The sequence below is a fragment of the Polyangium sp. 6x1 genome (genome assembly GCF_029946515.1).
In the GTDB taxonomy this organism is placed as follows: domain Bacteria; phylum Myxococcota_A; class Polyangia; order Polyangiales; family Polyangiaceae; genus Polyangium.
The window spans coordinates 61,626-79,381 of record NZ_JARZHH010000004.1 but is presented as its reverse complement, the minus strand read 5'-3'; the positions used below and the strand labels follow the sequence as shown (position 1 = coordinate 79,381).

The window sequence follows — 17,756 nt, the reverse complement described above, 5'->3', positions numbered from 1 at the left end:
GAAAGAGATGATCCGTGCGATGCGGGGCTCGTGGACGCTCGGGGTGGCAGGACTCACGCTTCTCGTGGCGTGCGCGCCGGAGCTATCGACGACGGGCGGTACAGGCGGCAGCGGTGGGAGCGGAGGGGCGGGCGGACTCGGGGGCGCGAGCAGCAGCAGCGCGAGCGGCACGGGAGGCGCGGGCGGCGGACCGGTGGCCGTCTGTCCCGACGTACCTGACACGCCGACCATGGTGCTGGTGGAGGCCCCGGGAGAGGCAACCTATTGCATCGACAGCACCGAGGTCACGAACGCGCAATATGTGGCGTGGTTGAAGCAGATGCCGATCGTGGAATCGCTCCCGCAGTGCGCGTGGAACACGACCTTTCAACCGCAGATCACGCCGCAGGAGAACGACCTGCCCGTCGCGAACGTGGACTGGTGCGACGCGTACGCGTTCTGCGCCGCACACCAAAAGCGCCTCTGCGGCCGTATCGGCGGCGGGCAGCTGGCATATGCGGAGGCCACGGATGCCATGAAGAGCCAATGGTTCAACGCGTGCACCGGCGGGGGTACGAAGATCTATCCCTACGGCGACACGTACGATCCGACCGCTTGCAATGGCCAGGACAAGGATCCGATAGACGGCACCGTCGTCCCAGTGGCGAGCCTCGCGACATGCGAGGGCGGCTTTCCAGGGATCTTCGACATGAGCGGCAACGTCTGGGAGTGGGTGGATTCCTGCGACGAGGCGGTCGGCGGCACGCCCATGGAGAACCCGTGCCGACGCCAGGGGGGTGGATATACGAGCATCGCCGATCTCGATTGCCCCTCGATCTCCTCCGTCTACACCCGCAGCCAGACAACCCCGAACACCGGCTTCCGCTGCTGCGCGGATCCCCTATGAAAGAATTCGCTCCCGGCTCGATCGTCGACAGAAAGTACGCCCTCGAAAAACTCCTCGGGGAGGGCGGCATGGGCGTCGTCTGGCTCGCGCGCGACGTGCACACCGAGGTGCCCGTCGTCGTGAAGGCCATTCGCGCCGAATACGCGCATCGCAAGGATTTCCGCGACCGCATCCTCGCCGAGGGCCGCGCGCTCGCCCGGATCGACCACCCGAACGTCGTCCGCCTCAACGCCGTCGTCTCCGACGAGGACGGGCTCTGCCTCGTCATGCAGTTCATCGAGGGCGAGACGCTCGAAGATCGCATCGCGCGATACGCGAAATCCGGCGCGCCGCTCTCCGTCGCCGAGGCGCTCGCCCTCTTCCGCCCCATCGTGCAGGGCGTCGCCGCGGCCCACGCCGAGGGCATCATCCACCGCGATTTGAAGCCCGCGAACGTGCTCATCCGCGGCAAGGACGGCATCGTCAAGGTCACGGATTTCGGCATCGCCAAGGAAGAGAGCGACGCGCAGAAGGGCAAGGGCAACACCGAGGGCGTCATCGGCTCGGTGCTGTACATGTCGCCCGAGCAATGCACCGGAAAGAAGGACCTCGACAAACGCGTCGATGTCTATTCGCTCGGCATCGTGCTCTACGAGCTGCTCGTCGGGCAGGTGCCGTTCGACGGCGACAGCCATTACATGATCATGACGGCGCACGTGAAGGAGCCGCTGCCGAAGATCCGCGCGCGGCGGCCGGACGTGCCCGCGTGGCTCGAGGCCGTCGCCGAGCGCTGCGCCGCCAAGCGTCGGGAAGATCGGTTCGGCTCGTGCGAGGAGATCCTCGCGGCGCTCGACATGCAAGGCCAGGGGTTGTCCGGCCAGACCGCGCCCGCCGCGCCGCTCCACCTGACGACGCCGGCGGCGCCCTTGCACGCGGACGCGACGGCGCCAGGGATCCCGCAGACCGCGCAGGCTGCCGTGATCACGGCGCCTGGGAACGAGCCGTCCTCGAAGCGTGGGGTCGTCGTGGCGCTCACCGTGGGGATCGCCGCCCTCGCGGGGCTCGGGATCTCGTATTCGCTCGGCTTGTTCGGCGCGCCCAAGGACGAGCGGCGCACGGAGGCCAAAGGCCCGCCCGCGGTGGAGCACGCGACGAGCGCGTCCGCGCACGCGGGCCCGGGGCCGACCGTGGACACGAAACACCCCCTCGCCGCCCTCGCCGGGCGCTGGCGGAGCGAAAGCGGTCGCGAATACGACGCGGTCCTCGTCGGCGACCGGCTCGAAATGCGGATCCGCGACGCCAAACCGTTTGCGCACCAAGGATACGAGGAGGGCGAGGCCCGCTTCGTGCTCCGCACATTGCCCGGAAAAACCGATGTCTTCGGCGTGGAGGATCGGCTGCGGCCGAACCCGCCCGCGGGGAACGAATACGACGTCGCGCTCGCTCGTTCGACGTGCATCGTCCCGTACACCGAGATCGCGGGCAAACCCCTGGAGGCGCGGCTCGATGCCGGGAAGCTGCGCGTCTCCATGGTGCAAACGCAGCCGCCGGCGGCGAGCTACACGCTCGCCGGCAAGCGCGTCACGGGCTGCAAAAACCTCGCGGCCGCGCCGCTCACGCCGATCGAGAGCGTGCTCGGCCGCCCCTGATCCGGAGGCCCGAACCGTGTCCCTCGAGCTCTCGCTCCACGCGCGCACGCCCTACGCGCTCCAGCCCTCCTCGATCCAGTTTCGCTTGCGAATCACGAACCGGGGCCCGGCGCCGGTCCGGGGCGAGGTGCCGGACGGGATGAGCCTGCTCACGACGGACGAAAAGGGCCAATGGCTCAACTTCCTCCCTCGCGCTCCGTGGCCCTATCCGCCCGAGGAAATCGAGATTCCCCCGGGCGGCGCCCACGAGATGACCGTTTCCTCCTCGGCGTGCGGGAGCATGCGCGACGTCGGCTTGTACCGCGCGTCATGCCGCTGGGGCGGCGCCGAGAGCAACGTCGTCGAATACCGGGTCCTCGGCGACCGGCAATCCTACGTGGCGACGCTGCGAGCCGTCTCCGAAAGGACGGTCGAGCTCACGCTCGACAACCGAGGGCGGGCGCCAATCGATTGGGGCGAGCCCTGCGACCCCGAGCAGGACCTGGGCTTCTGGCACGAGGGCAAAACGCGATTGGAGGCCGTGCTGACCACGGGCGCGGATCTCGTGCGAATCGTGCCGGGCACGCCGGCCGTGATTCGAATCGAGCTGCCGGAAGCCGAAAGCGGCCGGAATCTCTCCGGCCGCTTCCAGCGCGAGCCCTTCGCGAGCGGCGAGACGAAGATCGTCTTCTGAGGGGTTATTTCCCCTTCCCCGCCTCGATCCGCTGGATGGTCGCGAGCTCGTTCGCGAACATCACGCTGCGTTGACCATTCTCGAAGACGGGCGCCGGCCCCGCCGTGCCCGGACGGCCTTGCTCGCCGGCCGGACCGAACTTGCCCAGCGCGCCATTCTTGCCGTCCTTCGGCTTGCATTCGGGATCGCCCGCCCTCACGGGGCCGGCATTGCCTCCCTTGCCGCCCCGCCCGCCATCGCCGCCGGGCCCACGATCGCCGCCCTGGCCGCCGACGCTCAGGAGCAGGAGCCGCCCCTTGAGTTTGTCCGCATTCGCGTCGTCCAGGATCACCTTGATCAGACCGCCGGGGCCCCCATCGCCGCCCCGACCGCCGGGGCCGCCGTTGGTCCCATCCGTGGCGTCCGTGCCGTCGATGCATTCTTCCTTCGCGTCCACGCCGTCCTTGCCCGGAATGCCGGACACGCCCTCCCTGCCCCGGCCGCCTTCGCCGCCGACGCTCGTGATCCGCACGGGTTTGTCGGAGGAGGGGCTGATCACATAAGCGCGGTTGCCCGGCCAATCGATGCGGATGAGCGCCGCGTCGGGGTAAAACGGCGTCGAGAGCGTGGTGATCGAGATCGTGAGCTCCGGCCCCGGCCCGCCTTGCTCGCCCACGCGCCCCTTCGCGCCGCGGATCTGTTGCTCCTTCTGGCAATCGTAGACGGGCTTCAGCTGGGCCTCGCCCTCCATCGATTTGCCGCTCGTCGCCGACTCCAGCCAGCCGCGCAGGCCCATGCCCGTATCGGCCGTCTTGAGGACGTCCTTGTCAGGCATCCAGATGAAATTGCCGCCGCCGATGAACCCCGAGCTGCCCTGGATGTGCACGAGATTCGAGGAGATGACCGTATCCTTTTGGCTCATGCACCCCTTGTTCGGGTCGACGTTGCTGCAGGACGTGCCGTCCTTCAGCTTGGCGACGACCTCGACCTGGAAGGGGTCCCCCGGGCAGAACAGGAGCTGCCCCGACGCCGGCCGGACCGAGACGTTCACCACGTTCTTCGGGTCGATCTGCGCTTGGGAGGGGCCGCAGCCGACGAGCAGGGGCAGCGCGGCGACGAACGGAAGGGAGGCGAAACGACGCAGGAAAGACATGAAAAAGCTCCTCGATGGTCCAGGAAAACGCGTGCTCGTTCAGGCGCCGCCGGCCGGCGGGACGTACGGGGTCTGCGGCGAAGAAGGCTGGCTCGACGGGGTTTGCCACACGCCGGGCTTGCGCTTCGTGGGATCGATCCCGGCCGCCTTCGCTCGCCAGCAGCCGCGGGGTACGTCTTGCCAAACGCCGTTCACCTGCACGGCTTTGAGGAGCACGCGCCGGTTGACGGGGTCGTCGACCTCGTCGCCGCGATCGACGGCGGGGCAATACTCGCCATAGCCGACCGGGACGAGCCGGTTGCGATCGACGCCGCCGGCCACGAGGGCATTCGCCATGGCCTGGGCGCGGCGCTCGGTGAGGTTCAGGTTGTAGTTCTTGTCGCCCTTGCTCGACGCGTGCCCCTCGATCTCCATGCGCTGGATCTGCGGCACTTCCTTCAGCACCTTGGCGATCTCGGCGACGGTCGCCTTCGCGGCCGGGGTGAGCTCGGCCGAATCGAGCTCGAAATCGACCTTCTTCGTCTCGGGGATGACGATCTCGTGCGAGCTCTCGTCATACGCGACCTCACCCGCGGCCTGGTCGGGGCAGCCGTCGTCGTCGCGATAGCCGTTCAGCGTCTCGGGCTCCTTCGGGCACTTGTCGTTGACGTCCGCGACGCCGTCCTGATCGCCGTCGGGGGAGGGGCAACCGTCGCCCACGTTCGGCGGCAGGTTGTCCTCGGGCTGGATCGGACACTTGTCCTTCGCATTGGCGACGCCGTCCTGGTCCTCGTCGTCCGAGGGACAGCCGTCCTCGGCCTTCGGCGGCAGGCCGTCCTCCTTTGCGTAGGGACATTTGTCGTCGGCGAGCAGGACGCCGTCGTTGTCGGGATCGGTCGCGGGACAGCCGTCGTTCGCCTTCGGCGGCAGGCCATCTTCGGCCTCCGCGGGGCAAGCGTCGTCGATGTCGGCGGCGCCGTCTTGATCGGTGTCGGCGCCTCGCTCCGCCTGCCCGTACATCGGCCGCGGCGCATAACCGGAGCCACACGCGGCGGGCACGAGCGAGAGGACGAGGGCGAGAAGAGGGCTACGAGCGAAGGTCTTTCGAGGGGGCATGACGCAGAGGGCGCGGAGCCTAGCCGTCCTCGGGGCCGTTGGGAAGAAAAGAGCCGCGTCGCGGCTCAGTTACACACGTTTCCGCAGCTCATCGAGCCGCACTGGTTGAGCTGCTGCACCTGGTTCGCGCCGCCCGGGTGCTGCGCGAGGCAGGTCTGCGGGCAGGACATGTTGCCTTGCGGGCAAGCCCGCACGCAGTCGATGAGCGCCGTGCACTCCGGGTTGCCGACGCAGGCCTCGAACTGCGCCTCGCATTGCTGGGCCAGGCAGAGCTCGCAGGCGCCGACCATCCCCGCGCCGGGGCACGAGGGCGCGCAGAGCGTGCCCGCGCAGCTCGACGCGATCAGGAACTCCGTAAAGCCGAGCGAGTTTTTCTGCTGACAGGATTGCGCGCACGCCTGGTCCATCGCGGGGCACGCCTGCAAACAGGGGACGATTCCAAGGCAGGACGGCTCGCCGGCGCAGTCGCAGTACGCGACGTTGCACTGCTGGAACATGCACGCGGCGCAGTCGTCCGGCGGCTGCATGCACGCTGGAGCGCCGCCGCCCATGCCGCCGGCCCCGCCGGCCCCGCCCATGCCGCCCGCGCCGCCCATCCCGCCCATGCCCCCGGCTCCGCCGGCCCCGCCTACGCCGCCCATCCCGCCGGTCCCGCCGGATCCGGCCGTCCCCGTGCTCCCCGTGAACGCGCCGCCCGTCGTGTCCGAGATGTCGCTTCCGCATCCGCCGAGGACGATCGGAAGCCCGACCATTCCCACGCACAAGAGAAGAAGCGAAAAGGTTCTGTTCATGGACGATCGCATAACGCACCTCCCGAAGCGTGAGATCTCCGGAAAGCCCACAGGGTAAAAACATCGTGACAGATCGTACATACGGGCCGAGGCGGGGCGGCGTGTGCGGACGCAAGCCGCGCTTGCCATCGGGGCCGAAAGTGGGGAGGCTTCAGCCGTGATGGGACCCGACGATCGCGACGTCGCAGCCGAGCCTTCCGAGAGCGCGCCCCTCGTGCCGGCCGAGGCCCTGCTCGCGCCGCCGCGGGCGAAGGTGCGGGCCTCGGTGGCGCGCCTCTCCGGCCACTGGTTCGTCGTGGCGACGTCGAACGAGCTCGGGGATCGGCCGATCGCGCGGACGCTGCTCGGCGTGCCGCTCGTGCTCTTCCGCGACGGCGAGGGCAAGCCGGGGGCGCTGATCGATCGCTGCCCGCACCGGAACGTGCCGCTCTCGATCGGCGAGGTGGTGGAGGGGCAGCTCCAGTGCTCGTACCACGGCTGGCGCTTCGACCGCGGGGGCGCGTGCAAGTTCGTCCCGTCGCTCGTCGGCGACGCCGGAGCGAAGGCGCGCAACGCGCCGAGTTTTGCGGCGCGGGAGCAGGACGGGTTCGTGTGGGTGTACGGGACGCCGAACGAGGCGCCGAAGACCGAGCCGTACCGCTTTCCCCAGCTCGGCGCGGGGTACACGACGGTGCGGCGGCGGGTCGAGTCCGAGAGCACGATGCACGCGGCGCTGGAGAACGCGCTCGACGTGCCGCACACGCAGTACCTGCACAGCGGCCTGTTCCGTTCGAAGCCGCGGGGCATCCAGATCGAGGCGCGCGTGACGCGCACGCACGACCGCGTGGTGGCCGAGTACGTGGGCGAGCCGCGCCCGACGGGCCTCGTCGCGCGGATCCTCTCGCCGTCGGGCGGGGAGGTGACGCATTTCGACCGGTTCATCCTGCCCTCGATCGCGGAGGTCGAGTACAAGATTGGCACGGAAAACCATTTCCTGGTGTCCGCCGCGATGACGCCGGTGACGGATTTCCTGACGCACATTTACGCGGTGGTGAGCTTCCGGGTCCGGCTCTTCCCGGGCTGGCTGCTCAAGCCGTTCCTCTTGCCGCTCGGGCTCAAGGTGTTCGCGCAGGACGCGGCGCTCCTGAAGTTGCAGACGGAGAACATCCAGCGGTTCGGGGGCGAGCAATATGCGTCGACGGAGATCGACGTGCTCGGTCGACATATCTGGCGGCTCATGCGGAAGGCCGAGCGGGGGGACCTGTCGACGAGCGAGAATGTTCATGAAGAAACGGTGAAATTGCTCGTGTAGGGGTTCCAGAAGGTAAAACGGGTTCCAGTTGGAAAAACTCGAGGAGCGTGGTAGGGCGATGGGCAAGGAGGCACCGCACATGGGAGAGGCCGCTCGCAAGCTCGTCACGTTCGCCGAGTACATCGCGTTCGAGGAGAAGGCGGAGACGAAGCACGAGTACCGGAACGGCGAGATCGTCGCAATGGCAGGGGGGACGCTGGAGCACGCCAGCATCGCGGGAAACCTCGCGTTTTTGCTTGGCAGCCAGCTCCGGGATCGCCCTTGCACCGTGTTCAGCTCGGATGCTCGGGTGCGGGTGCCCGCCACGGGCCTCGTGACGTACCCGGACCTCAGCGTCGTCTGTGGCAAGCTGGAGCGGGATCCGGAGCACAAGCACACGATGACGAACCCGATCGTCCTCGTCGAGGTCCTCTCGCCGAGCACCGAGGCGTACGATCGCGGGGCTAAGTTCCATCATTACAAGCAGATCCCCTCGCTGAAGGAATACGTCCTCGTGTCGTCCGAGCAGCGGCTCATCGAGGTATTCCGCCGACGGGAAGACGGCTCGTGGAGCTACCACGACACAGCGGAAAAAGGGGCTGCGGAGCTCACCTCGATCGGCTGCAAGCTCGATCTGGATGACGTCTACCGCAATCCGCTGGGCGAGAGCGCGTAAGCCTCACGGTCCGGCATCACTCCCCTCGAACGTGGCGGCCTGGATGATGAGGAGACGGGAGAGCGTGCTTGCTCACACCCTGCCAGGGGCACTAAGCTGCTCTCGCTGGGAGGTGTATCATGGGGTTGCTTGATCGCGGGAACAACGAGTTCAGTACGTCCGTCACGCGTTCGTGGCTGATTGCTAACAGCGCGGAGCTCACGACCTTGCTCACGGCGCTGGGCGCCTTCCAGAACGACGACAAGAGCGTGCCGAAGCTCGTCACGCTTTATGGCGCCCTCTACAACTGGGGCTTCAAGAAGCCGAAGGAGTACGCGCGGCGGGGGCGGCTGGCAAACGAGCTGCGCAACCAGATTGTCTCCAAGGCAGTCATGCTCCAGAACGTGCACGCCCTCGGCGAATTCAACCAGAAGTTCATGACCCTGCCCCCCTCGTGGAGCTTCTTGCAGGACATCACGACCGCACTCGCGCCTCACGTCGCCACGTTGAAAAACATCGAGATCACGGATCGGCCGACGGGGGTTCCTGGCGCCTACGACTTCACCGCGGGGAACGTTTTTGCCGAGCAGGACCGCAACCATGCCAACATCGACACGACCGAGGTGCGCGAGAACAAGCAGTACGAGCCGAAGCTCTGGCTGCGGCTCGGTCGGCGCGTGGTCACCCCGCAGACGGACGGCAAGGGGTATGGGCGGTGCTTCAGCTGCGCCGCGGCGGCGATCTACAAGATGGTCATGGATCCGGCGTTCGACGACTACATGATCGAGCACGTGGGCGCTGAGGATTACGATCACCACCTCGTGCTGGTCGATCGGCCGAGCGCGACCGGGGTGAACGGGAATGGGCTGAACGATGGCAAGGCGGCGTGGCTCAGCTCGGCAGCGGCGATCGACGTATGGCAGGGGAACCTGAACGGCAACACGAAGTACGCCTCCATCGCGAGCGACAACGTGTACGTTGCGGGCTCGACGCTGAAGTGGTTCTGCGCCTTCCCGCCGTCTCGCCGCGCGCTCGATCGGGAATTCGCGAACGGCCTTCGGGCGCCGCAGCGCAACCCGGTGGACATGGGGCAGATTCAACGGGCCCGGGAGGCCCTCCAGAATGCGCCCGGTCCGAAGACGCGGAACCGCAAGGGGCTCGATGGCAAGTGGATCGTCGAGAAGCTCGTCGGCGAAAACTGGGTGAAGGTCTGAGCATGCGACGAACACCTTTCACGAGCGCTCTTCTCGTCGGTCTCGCTCTCGCCGCGTGTTCCCCGGAGACACGCGATTACACGGGCGGCACGGGCGGCACCGGCGCAGGCGGCGGCGGGACCGGCGGCGGCCCTCCGGGCTGCGAAGCCGGGACCGCCACGTGCGACGACATGCCGGGGTGCGAGGTGAATACCCTGGACGATCCCCTGAACTGCGGCGGTTGCGGGATCGTTTGCCAGCGTTCGTGCGTCGACGGCGTGTGCAACGATCCCGCGCACTTGACCGCGGGCTACGACCATACGTGCAGCCTGACGGGCGTCGGCGAGGTGTTTTGCTGGGGCCGCAATGATTCAGGGGAGCTCGGCATCGCGAGCGGCGCGGAACCGACCCCCGCGCCGGCAAAGGTGGCTGTGGCGACGAAAGCCGTCGACGTCGACGCGGGCGGAGGCCTGTTCAAGAATGCGGCCGGCGCGGATCAGGTCCTCGCGCACACCTGCGCGGCGCTCGAAGACACGACGGTCCAGTGCTGGGGGTCGAACTCGGCGGGGCAGCTCGGCATTGGTCAATCCGGCTGGCAGGACAAACCTGCGACGGTCATCAGCCTCGTCGGCGCCGTGTCCGTGAGCGCGGGCGGGCGGCATACCTGCGCCGTGACGAACAAGAACGAGCTCTTCTGCTGGGGTGCGAACGATCGAGGGCAGATCGGCATCGGGATGGCGAGCCCCGAGGTGAACACGCCGGCGAAGGTGCCGCTCGAAGGCGTGCGCCAGGTCTCGGCCGGATACGAGCATACCTGCGCCGTGCTTACGGATGGCACGCTCCATTGCTGGGGCGGCGATGGCCTGATGGGCCCGCTCGGCCTCGGGGGCGGCGATGATCAGCCTTCGCCGAAGGTCGTGAGCTTGACGGGCGTGGATCGGGTCTCGTCCGGCGCCACGCATACCTGCGCCTTGAAGGGCGGACAGCAATATTGCTGGGGCAATGGCTACCAGGGGCAGCTCGGCATCGAGAACGAGTTCACGTGGCGCACGACGCCCACGGACCCCTCTGCGGTCCCGAAGCCGATCTTCGTGTCGGCGGCATTCAACCACACGGCGAGCATCTCCGACGACGGCGGCCAGGTCTACGTGACGGGCGTCGGCGTGCCGCTCGGCAATGGCACGACCGACACCACCTACGTCCCCCTTCCCGTGGAGCTCTTCGACGCGACCGAGATCGTCGGAGGCCGGCTCCACACCTGCGCGAAGACGGGGGCCGGGCGCGTCTTCTGCTGGGGCGGCAACGAGCACGGCCAGTCCGGCATCGGGGGGGCCACCGCCCAGGACCTCCTGGTCCCGAGCGAGGTCAAGTTTCCCTAGCCCCAGCCGATCCCGATTTTCCGCCCTGGTCGCCCTGTGATACCTCTCTAGGCCGCGCGGGCGGCCACTACGGGCGTCCAGAGGGGAAACTCCGTGAAAGCGACCTATGCATTGAGCAAGCCGACGATCGTCGTCGGTGAGTCCACCAAGCTATCGCTCGTCGTCCGCTTCGGGGCAGAGGGGAAGAAGGAAGACGCGCCGAGGAGGAAGCTGAACCTCAGCCTCGTGCTCGATCGTTCGGGCTCGATGGGCGGCACGCCGCTGCGGCAGGCCATCAAGGCCGCGCAGGCGCTCGTCGGCGAGATGAAGGAAGACGATCGCGTGAGCGTCGTCATCTTCGACGACAGCGCCGACACGATCGTCGATCCGGTGAACGCCAAGGACAAGAAGGGCATCCAGGACAAGATCGGCAAGGCGCGCGCCGGCGGCTGCACGAACCTCTCGGGCGGCTGGCTCGAAGGCGTCAAGCACGTGAAGAAGCACGCGAAAAAGGACGAGGTGAACCGCGTCCTGGTCCTCACGGACGGCCAGGCGAACATGGGGATCACCGACCCCGACGTGCTGAAGAAGACGTCCCGCGAGAAGGCGGGCGAGGGCGTCGTGACGACGACGCTCGGCTTCGGCTCGGGCTTCAACGAGGACCTGCTCATCGGCATGGCCCGCGAGGCCGAGGGCAACTTCTATTTCATCGAGTCGCCCGAGGACGTCGAGCAGGTCTTCAAGATCGAGCTCGAGGGTTTGTCCTCCGTGATCGGGCAGAACCTCGTCGTGAGCGTGCGGCCCGACGACGTCGTGGAGCACGGCTGGGTGCTGAACAAGTACCGCATCCAGGAGAAGGGGAGCGAGCTCGAAGTGACGCTCGGCGACGTGTACGCCGTCGAGGACAAGGTCCTCGCGCTCGAGCTCGAGGTGAAGCCGACGAAGGCCGGGACGATCAAGGTCGCGTCAGTCCAGTTCCAGTACCAGACCGTGGTCGACGGCGCGATCAAGGACGGGTCGGGCGAGTTCGTCGTGACCGTGAACGCGGGCACGGCGGAGGAAGCGGCCGCGGCGGCGCAGGACATCAACGTCATCGGCGAGGCGCGTCGCCTGGAGACGGCGAAGCTCAAGGACGAGGCGGTCGATCTCGCGGACAAGGGCGACCTCAAGAACGCGGCGCAGAAGCTTCGGAAGATGGCCGAGGATCTGCGCAACAGCCCGCTCGCGAACCAGTTCGCGTTCGCCGAGGAGATCGAGCAGCTCGAGCACTTCGCCGATCGGCTGGAGAAGCGGTCGTACGACGGCGTGCTCCGCAAGGAGCTGCGCGATCAGTCCTACCAGGCCGGAACGCGAAGCCGCGGCGACCTCGCGCAGCGCGGCACGGCGGGCGGCAGCGCGGCGGGTTTGCCCACGGTCACGAGCGCGGACGGCGGCGTCGTGGTGCGCTGCGAGAAGGAGGGCGGCAAGCTCCGGATCAAGGTGATCTCGGACGGCTTCGACGCGTCGAAGAACGTGCAGTTCCCGCGCGCGATCCGGCAGGAGGGCGTGACGTACCTCGTCGAGAACGTGGTGGGGAGCAACGACGGGAGCTTCTACCGCGCGGCAGGCTGGATCAAGCGGCTGCTCCGGCCGGGCGAGACGGTGAGCGTGAGCTCGGGCGGCTCGAGCCGGCGCTCGTCGGGATCGTCCTCGAAGGCGGCGAAGACGCCCGCGACGGCGGCGGATCTGCCGACGTGCACGGAGATCGGCGACGGCGTGCTCGTGCAATGCGTGCCCGAGGGCAAGAAGCTCCGCGCGCGCGTGGTGAGCGACGGCTACAACCCGGACTACAACATCCGCTTCCCGCGCAGCATCCGCGAGCTCGGGGTGCTGTACGTCTGCGACGAGGTCGTCGAGGCTTCGGGCGGCGGCTCGTACATCGCGGGCGGCGAGATCAAGCGGCTCATCCAGTAAAACCACGCCGGGCGCGGCGCTCGCTCGGTCGCCGCGCCCTGTTTGTCCCACCATTCGGTTCTCCACCGGAAAACGGGCAAGCGCGAGGAAGGCCGGGAAAAATGTTTCCTCGGCATCTCCTCGGGGGTACGCTTCGCCCGGCCCATGCCCCGTTCGACGAAAAAAACCCCCGCAACGAAAAGCTCCACCCGGAAGAGCCCGGCGAAACCATCCTCCACGAAACGCGCCGCACCCAGGAAACGCGCGGCTGGGTCCGAGGCCGGGATGCCTCCCTGGGCCGCGCTCAACAATCGTGGCAATCGCAAGCAGGAGGACGGCGATCTCGACGGCGCGATCGCCGATTTCACGAAGGCCGTGGAGCTCGCGCCCGAGGAGCACGCGCCGAGGTACAACCGCGGCAATGCCCGATCGCTCGCCGGCGACGTGCACGGCGCGATCGACGATTACTCGAAGGCGATCGAGATCGCCCCGGAATTCGCGCCCGCCTGGCAGCGCCGCGGCCTTTCGAAGCAACGTCACGGGGATCTCGCAGGCGCGATCGCCGACCTCGACGAGTCCATTCGCCTCGCGCCGGACGAGCCGAGCGCCTATGGCGAGCGGGCCGCGCTTCGGGCCCTGCGCGCCGATTTCGAGGGCGCCGTGAACGACTGCGAGCGCGCGCTCGCGATCGCCTCGCCCGACTGGCATCATCGCCCGAACACCCAGCACCTGCTCGACACGATTCGCAAGGCCGCGGAAAACCAGAGGACCGGTACCATGGAAGGCAAAAAGGACGGAAAGAAGGCGCGCAAGGGCGCGAAGGTCGAAGAAGCGCCGCGGACGGCCCGGATGGTGGTCGAGGAGGTGCTCGGGGCCTCGGGTTTTTCGTTCGCCCTCTCCGAGGACGAGGCGGGCTACGTGGACTATCTGGCCGGGGTGGGTCAGGGGATCGTGGAGTCGTTCGCGATCCGTCTGTCCGAGGAGCTCGAGCGGGTCGTCGTGTACGTGCTGTTCGAGCCGAAGGCGAAGAAGGAGCTGCGCGCGGAGCTCGCCGAGTTCGTCACGCGCGCGAATTTCGGCATGGGCGACGGCAATTTCGAGATGGACTTCGACGACGGCTCCGTCCGGTTCAAGGTCGCCCTCGATTACACCGACGAGCCGCTCTCGGCGCTGCTCGTGCGAAACATGATCTTCGACGCGATGGATACGACCGAGGTTTACGCGGACGCACTCGCGCGCGTGATCGCCGGGAAGGCCAAAGCAAAGTCGGCCGTTCGCGCGGCCGAGAAGGCGGCGATGGAGTCGGGTTCGCTTTGAACGCGCCTCCCCCCGGCCCGCGCGGGACAAGCCCCTTGTACCGCGGCCGCAACATGCGAAAGTAGGCCGCTGGAGGGTTTTCGTTTGCCTACCGCTCGGGATGGCTATCTCGCCGTGTTCGCGTCGGCCCGCAGCGACGCGGGTCGCGCGATGGCCCTGGCCAACGTCGCGGCCCTGCTCGCCCACCGCGGCGACAAGGTCCTCGTCGTCGACCTCGCCGTCGACTCGCCCACGCTGACGCGGTACTTCCCGGACGACACGAAGCGCCGCGCCGCCACGTCGACGAGCCCGAGGCCTCGGCCCGCGCCCGGCGTCGTCGATCTGCTCGCCGCCGTGCGCGAAGAAGCCAGGCGCTTGCACGCGACGCGTGGTCCCGCCGGCGGCGGCGCCGCGCGCGAGCTCGTCGAGCGCATCATCGAGGCGAACGACGCCGCGATCCGGCGCGTGCCCCTGCGCTACCCCGGCCTGCCCGAGGACCGGACGGTGGAGCTGCACTTCCTGCCCGTCGGCGGCGAGGACACGCCGCGCGAGCGAAACCGCCCGCTCGACGGGCTCGAAGCGCTCCCGGGCGTGCTCGAAGAGATCGCGGCCGCGCTGCGCGGTCGTTACGACGCGGTGCTCCTCGATGCGCCGACGGGCGAGACCGAGACGACCGCCCTTTTGGCCTCGCACCTCGCCGACAAGCTCGTGGTGGTGCTCGACGACGCGTCGCTCGAAGAGGCCATCGACCTCGGCGCCTGGGCGCACGGCAGGCGCGCGATCGCCTCGACGGATCGGCCCATCCACCTCTTCCCGCTGCTCGTGCACGTGGCCGACGGCCCCGCGGGCCGCGCGTTCGTGGAGGAGGCGCGCCCGCGGCTCGAAGCGCTGCTCCGGCAAACCCTCGCGCTGCCCGCGTGTGACCTCTCGCTCTACCTCGAGCTCGCGCAGATCCCGCAGCGCAGCGCCGCGAAGCCCGCCCCGCGCCTCGCCGCCGAGGTCGAGCCGACGTCGGATCCGCAAGGTCTCTCGCACGCGTACTTTCGCTTCGTGCAGTGCCTCTCGAAGACGAGCCCGATCAAGGTCGGCGCGCGCGCGCGGCCCATGTCGGCGGAGCTGCTCTCGGCGATCGAAGCCAGGCGCGCGGCGCCCCAGGCGACGCCCGCGGAGGGCCTGCGCGCCGTGCCCGCGGAGAGGCCGAGCGCGCCGGGTCTCTCGTCTCCGCCCACCACCGCGCCGCCCGCAGGGCCCGGGGGCCGCGCGACGAGCCCCACGGAGCGGCCGTCGCGCCCCGATCCGCTCTCGTCGCGCAAGCTCTCGGCCCAGCACGCCGAGCGCCTGGCCGAGGCGATGGCGCTAAGGGCGCAGGGCCGGAACGCCGAGGCCGCCAAGATCTGCGCGGCGATCGTGCGTGAAGCGGTGCGCGACGAGCGCGGGAGCAAGGAGACGGCGAAGGCGTTCCTCGCGCTCGGCGATCTCTCGGCGCAGACCGAGACGGGCGAGTACGACGAGGTCGTCCGGAGGTTCCACGACCGCAGGCACGAGGATCCGGAGATCTTCGAGGCCGTGCTGCTCGCGCTCTACCGCAGGGGAAAACGCCACGCGGCCCGCGAGCGCTTCGCCCTCGCGACCGACAGCCTCTCGGCCGCGCTCGAGCTCGCCGGGGAGTGGAAGTTTGCAGGACAAACGTCCTCCGTGGATCTGCGCGCCATCGCGGCGGACGCGGCCCTCGTGCTCGGCGTGATCTCGATCGAGCGAGGCGACGACGCGCGCGCGCTCGCGGCCCTCGACCACGCGGCGCTGTCCACGCCGGGCGGGAGCAGCACGGCGCAGCGGGAGACGGAGGCCGCGGCCGCGTGCCTCTCGGCGTTCGTACTCGCACGCTCGGGCCGGCCCGACGAGGCGGCCGAGCGGGCGAGCGCCCTTCGCGAGCGGCTCGGCCCCTCGCCGGCCCCGGTCGAAGGCGCGATCGCGGCGATCGCGGCGTGCAACGAGGGCGCCGCGCTCGGGCTCGCGGGGCGCTACGACGACGCGCTCGCCGTGCTGGGGGCGCTCTCCGAGCGGCTCACGGGCACGTGGCAGAGCCCGTTCCACGAGGTCGCGATCGCGGCGGCGTACAACGAGGCGGCGGTGCTCGCGCGCGCTGGCCGGCCCGAGGCGGCGCTCGAACGGCTCGGGCAGATGCGCACCTCGCTCGGCGGGCTCGGCGCCGTCGTGCACCGGGTGCGCTTCTCGGCCGCGCTGCTCGAAGGGCACCTGCTCTCCGCGCTCGGCCGGAAGGACGCGGCGATCGCGATGCTCGAAGCGACGCAGGACGCGCTGCGCTGGATGGATGTTTGTCTCGACCACCCGGGCGAGGTGTACATGCGCGAGCGCCGCGCCGACGTCGCCTGGTACCTCACGCTGATGCGCGAGCAGATCCGCGGCGTGGACGGGCTGCCGGGGCTGCTCCAGGCGAGCGAGGAGGAGGGCGACGCGCGGCACGGTCGCGTGCACCTGCGCGCGGCCTTCGAGCTCGTGCGGCACGGGCGCAGGCTCGACGATCTCGGCGCCCACCGCGCGGCCGGCGCCTGCTACGAGGAGGCGATGTCGCGTCTCGAGCGCGCCGGATCGCGGCCGCCGGGCGACGCGGCAATGCTCGCGTGCGCGGGCCTCGTGGCCCTGTCGCGTGGCGCGGCGCAGCGCGGCATCCCGCTCCTGCGCAAGGCCGCCGAGCAAGGCGGGACGGCCGCGCTGCAATGGTCGGTGGAGCGCATGCGCGGCGAGGGGCTCGACGTGGAGGCGCTGGTGGAGGCCGTGCGCGAGGCCTTCGACTGGGTCCCGCGCGACCGCACGGACGCGCTGCGCGCCGCCGATCCGCTCGGCGTGACGTTGATCCGCGCGCTCGTCTACCCGGGCCGCCCGCCCGAGCCGCTCCTGCCTCCCCTGCCCTTCCCGCCCGTGGGCGCGCGCTTTTCGGCCGCGGCCACGCCCGCGCTCACGCCGGGCGCGCCGGGCCTGCCGCAGGCGGCCGCGCTCGTGCACGTCGGCCGGCTCCTCCTGCTCGATCCGCCCGACGGCACGGAGAACGACCTCGCCACGTTCGGCCCGCTCGCGACCGAGCCCGTGACGTCGACGCGGATCTCCCCGGTCTCGCTCGCGTCCCCGCTCACCTGGCCCGAGCGCGTCGGCGCGCCTGCGGGCTCGGGCGAGGAGATCGCGAACGCGCTCGACGCGCTCTACCCGCGCGGTTTGCCGACGTCGGCGCTCATCCATGGGCAGGCGACGGGCCCGGACGGCGTGGTCGTCACGTCGGCGCCCGTCGCCGTCGAGGTGGAGGCGCGCGACAGCTCGACCTTCCGCATCGCGGTGCTGAGCGACGTGCATGGCCACGATCGGCTGGTCTACGACGGCGTCACCTCGATCCAGATCCGCGACGGCCAGGGCGCCTCGGCGCCGCGCCGCGTCGCCACGCCCCTGCTCGCGCTCTGGCGCGCGCTCGCGATGGGCCCGCACGGGACGTTTTCCCTGTCGATCGCGCCGGCCTCGTCGTCGCCCTCGATGGTCGTGCTCACGGGCGCGCCGCGCGAGCCCGGCACGGGAATTCTCCGCGTCGAGCTCCACGTCGATCGCGTGCTCATTTCGCGCGGGGATCCCGCGGCGCTCCGGCGTGTCCTCGCCGAGGACGTCGACGGCGTGGTGTATCGGTTTGAGGTCGAAGCGACGGTCGGCAAGATCGAGCCATCGCTCTTCGGAAGCATTCCGGGTCTGTAAGGCGTGACAGGGCAGGATCGGCCGCCGCGCAGGTCGCGCCGTTCCTGCCCAACCTGCGCAGCCGCGGCGGGCCTCGCGACGGGAAAACGGGCGT

13 protein-coding genes are annotated in these 17,756 nt (G+C 69.4%); 10 read left to right on the top strand and 3 right to left on the bottom strand.

What is annotated here, in order from left to right:
- The first annotated feature begins 7 nt into the window (after nucleotides 1–7).
- The 3 genes from QHF85_RS06540 to QHF85_RS06530 are packed head-to-tail and all read left to right on the top strand — an operon-like array spanning nucleotide 8 to nucleotide 3,187.
- Nucleotides 8–886, top strand: coding sequence for an SUMF1/EgtB/PvdO family nonheme iron enzyme (locus QHF85_RS06540; RefSeq protein WP_281326197.1), 879 nt, complete (start codon nucleotides 8–10; stop codon nucleotides 884–886).
- Nucleotides 883–2,514 (top strand): serine/threonine-protein kinase, encoded by a 1,632-nt coding sequence (locus QHF85_RS06535; RefSeq protein ID WP_281326196.1) that lies wholly within the window; start codon nucleotides 883–885, stop codon nucleotides 2,512–2,514. The genes QHF85_RS06540 and QHF85_RS06535 overlap by 4 nt, the downstream gene beginning before the upstream one ends.
- 16 nt (nucleotides 2,515–2,530) lie before the next feature.
- Complete coding sequence (locus QHF85_RS06530) at nucleotides 2,531–3,187, top strand: hypothetical protein (protein ID WP_281326195.1); 657 nt, start codon at nucleotides 2,531–2,533, stop codon at nucleotides 3,185–3,187.
- Between the two features lie 4 nt (nucleotides 3,188–3,191).
- Here the strand turns inward: QHF85_RS06530 and QHF85_RS06525 are convergent, their stop codons facing one another.
- The 3 genes from QHF85_RS06525 to QHF85_RS06515 form a co-directional block, all read right to left on the bottom strand.
- Nucleotides 3,192–4,319, bottom strand: a complete 1,128-nt coding sequence (locus QHF85_RS06525; RefSeq protein ID WP_281326194.1) for a hypothetical protein — start codon at nucleotides 4,317–4,319, stop codon at nucleotides 3,192–3,194.
- 39 nt (nucleotides 4,320–4,358) lie between these two features.
- Complete coding sequence (locus QHF85_RS06520; RefSeq protein ID WP_281326193.1) at nucleotides 4,359–5,414, bottom strand: OmpA family protein; 1,056 nt, start codon at nucleotides 5,412–5,414, stop codon at nucleotides 4,359–4,361.
- Between the two features lie 65 nt (nucleotides 5,415–5,479).
- Nucleotides 5,480–6,205 (bottom strand): hypothetical protein, encoded by a 726-nt coding sequence (locus tag QHF85_RS06515; RefSeq protein ID WP_281326192.1) that lies wholly within the window; start codon nucleotides 6,203–6,205, stop codon nucleotides 5,480–5,482.
- Between the two features lie 160 nt (nucleotides 6,206–6,365).
- Between QHF85_RS06515 and QHF85_RS06510 the strand changes: the two genes are divergently transcribed.
- From QHF85_RS06510 to QHF85_RS06480, 7 genes are all read left to right on the top strand, one after another.
- Nucleotides 6,366–7,496, top strand: a complete 1,131-nt coding sequence (locus QHF85_RS06510; RefSeq protein ID WP_281326380.1) for an aromatic ring-hydroxylating dioxygenase subunit alpha — start codon at nucleotides 6,366–6,368, stop codon at nucleotides 7,494–7,496.
- A gap of 79 nt (nucleotides 7,497–7,575) precedes the next feature.
- Complete coding sequence (locus QHF85_RS06505) at nucleotides 7,576–8,151, top strand: Uma2 family endonuclease (RefSeq protein WP_281326191.1); 576 nt, start codon at nucleotides 7,576–7,578, stop codon at nucleotides 8,149–8,151.
- A gap of 119 nt (nucleotides 8,152–8,270) precedes the next feature.
- Nucleotides 8,271–9,344: a hypothetical protein gene (locus tag QHF85_RS06500; protein WP_281326190.1), complete on the top strand. Its 1,074-nt coding sequence runs from the start codon at nucleotides 8,271–8,273 to the stop codon at nucleotides 9,342–9,344.
- A 2-nt stretch (nucleotides 9,345–9,346) separates the two neighbouring features.
- Nucleotides 9,347–10,702, top strand: coding sequence for a hypothetical protein (locus tag QHF85_RS06495; RefSeq protein WP_281326189.1), 1,356 nt, complete (start codon nucleotides 9,347–9,349; stop codon nucleotides 10,700–10,702).
- Nucleotides 10,703–10,795: 93 nt separating this feature from the next.
- Nucleotides 10,796–12,634, top strand: coding sequence for a VWA domain-containing protein (locus tag QHF85_RS06490; RefSeq protein ID WP_281326188.1), 1,839 nt, complete (start codon nucleotides 10,796–10,798; stop codon nucleotides 12,632–12,634).
- A gap of 264 nt (nucleotides 12,635–12,898) precedes the next feature.
- On the top strand, nucleotides 12,899–13,930 hold the full coding sequence (locus QHF85_RS06485; RefSeq protein ID WP_281326187.1) for a YbjN domain-containing protein: 1,032 nt from the start codon (nucleotides 12,899–12,901) through the stop codon (nucleotides 13,928–13,930).
- A gap of 84 nt (nucleotides 13,931–14,014) precedes the next feature.
- On the top strand, nucleotides 14,015–17,662 hold the full coding sequence (locus QHF85_RS06480) for a hypothetical protein (RefSeq protein ID WP_281326186.1): 3,648 nt from the start codon (nucleotides 14,015–14,017) through the stop codon (nucleotides 17,660–17,662).
- Nucleotides 17,663–17,756 lie beyond the last annotated feature (94 nt).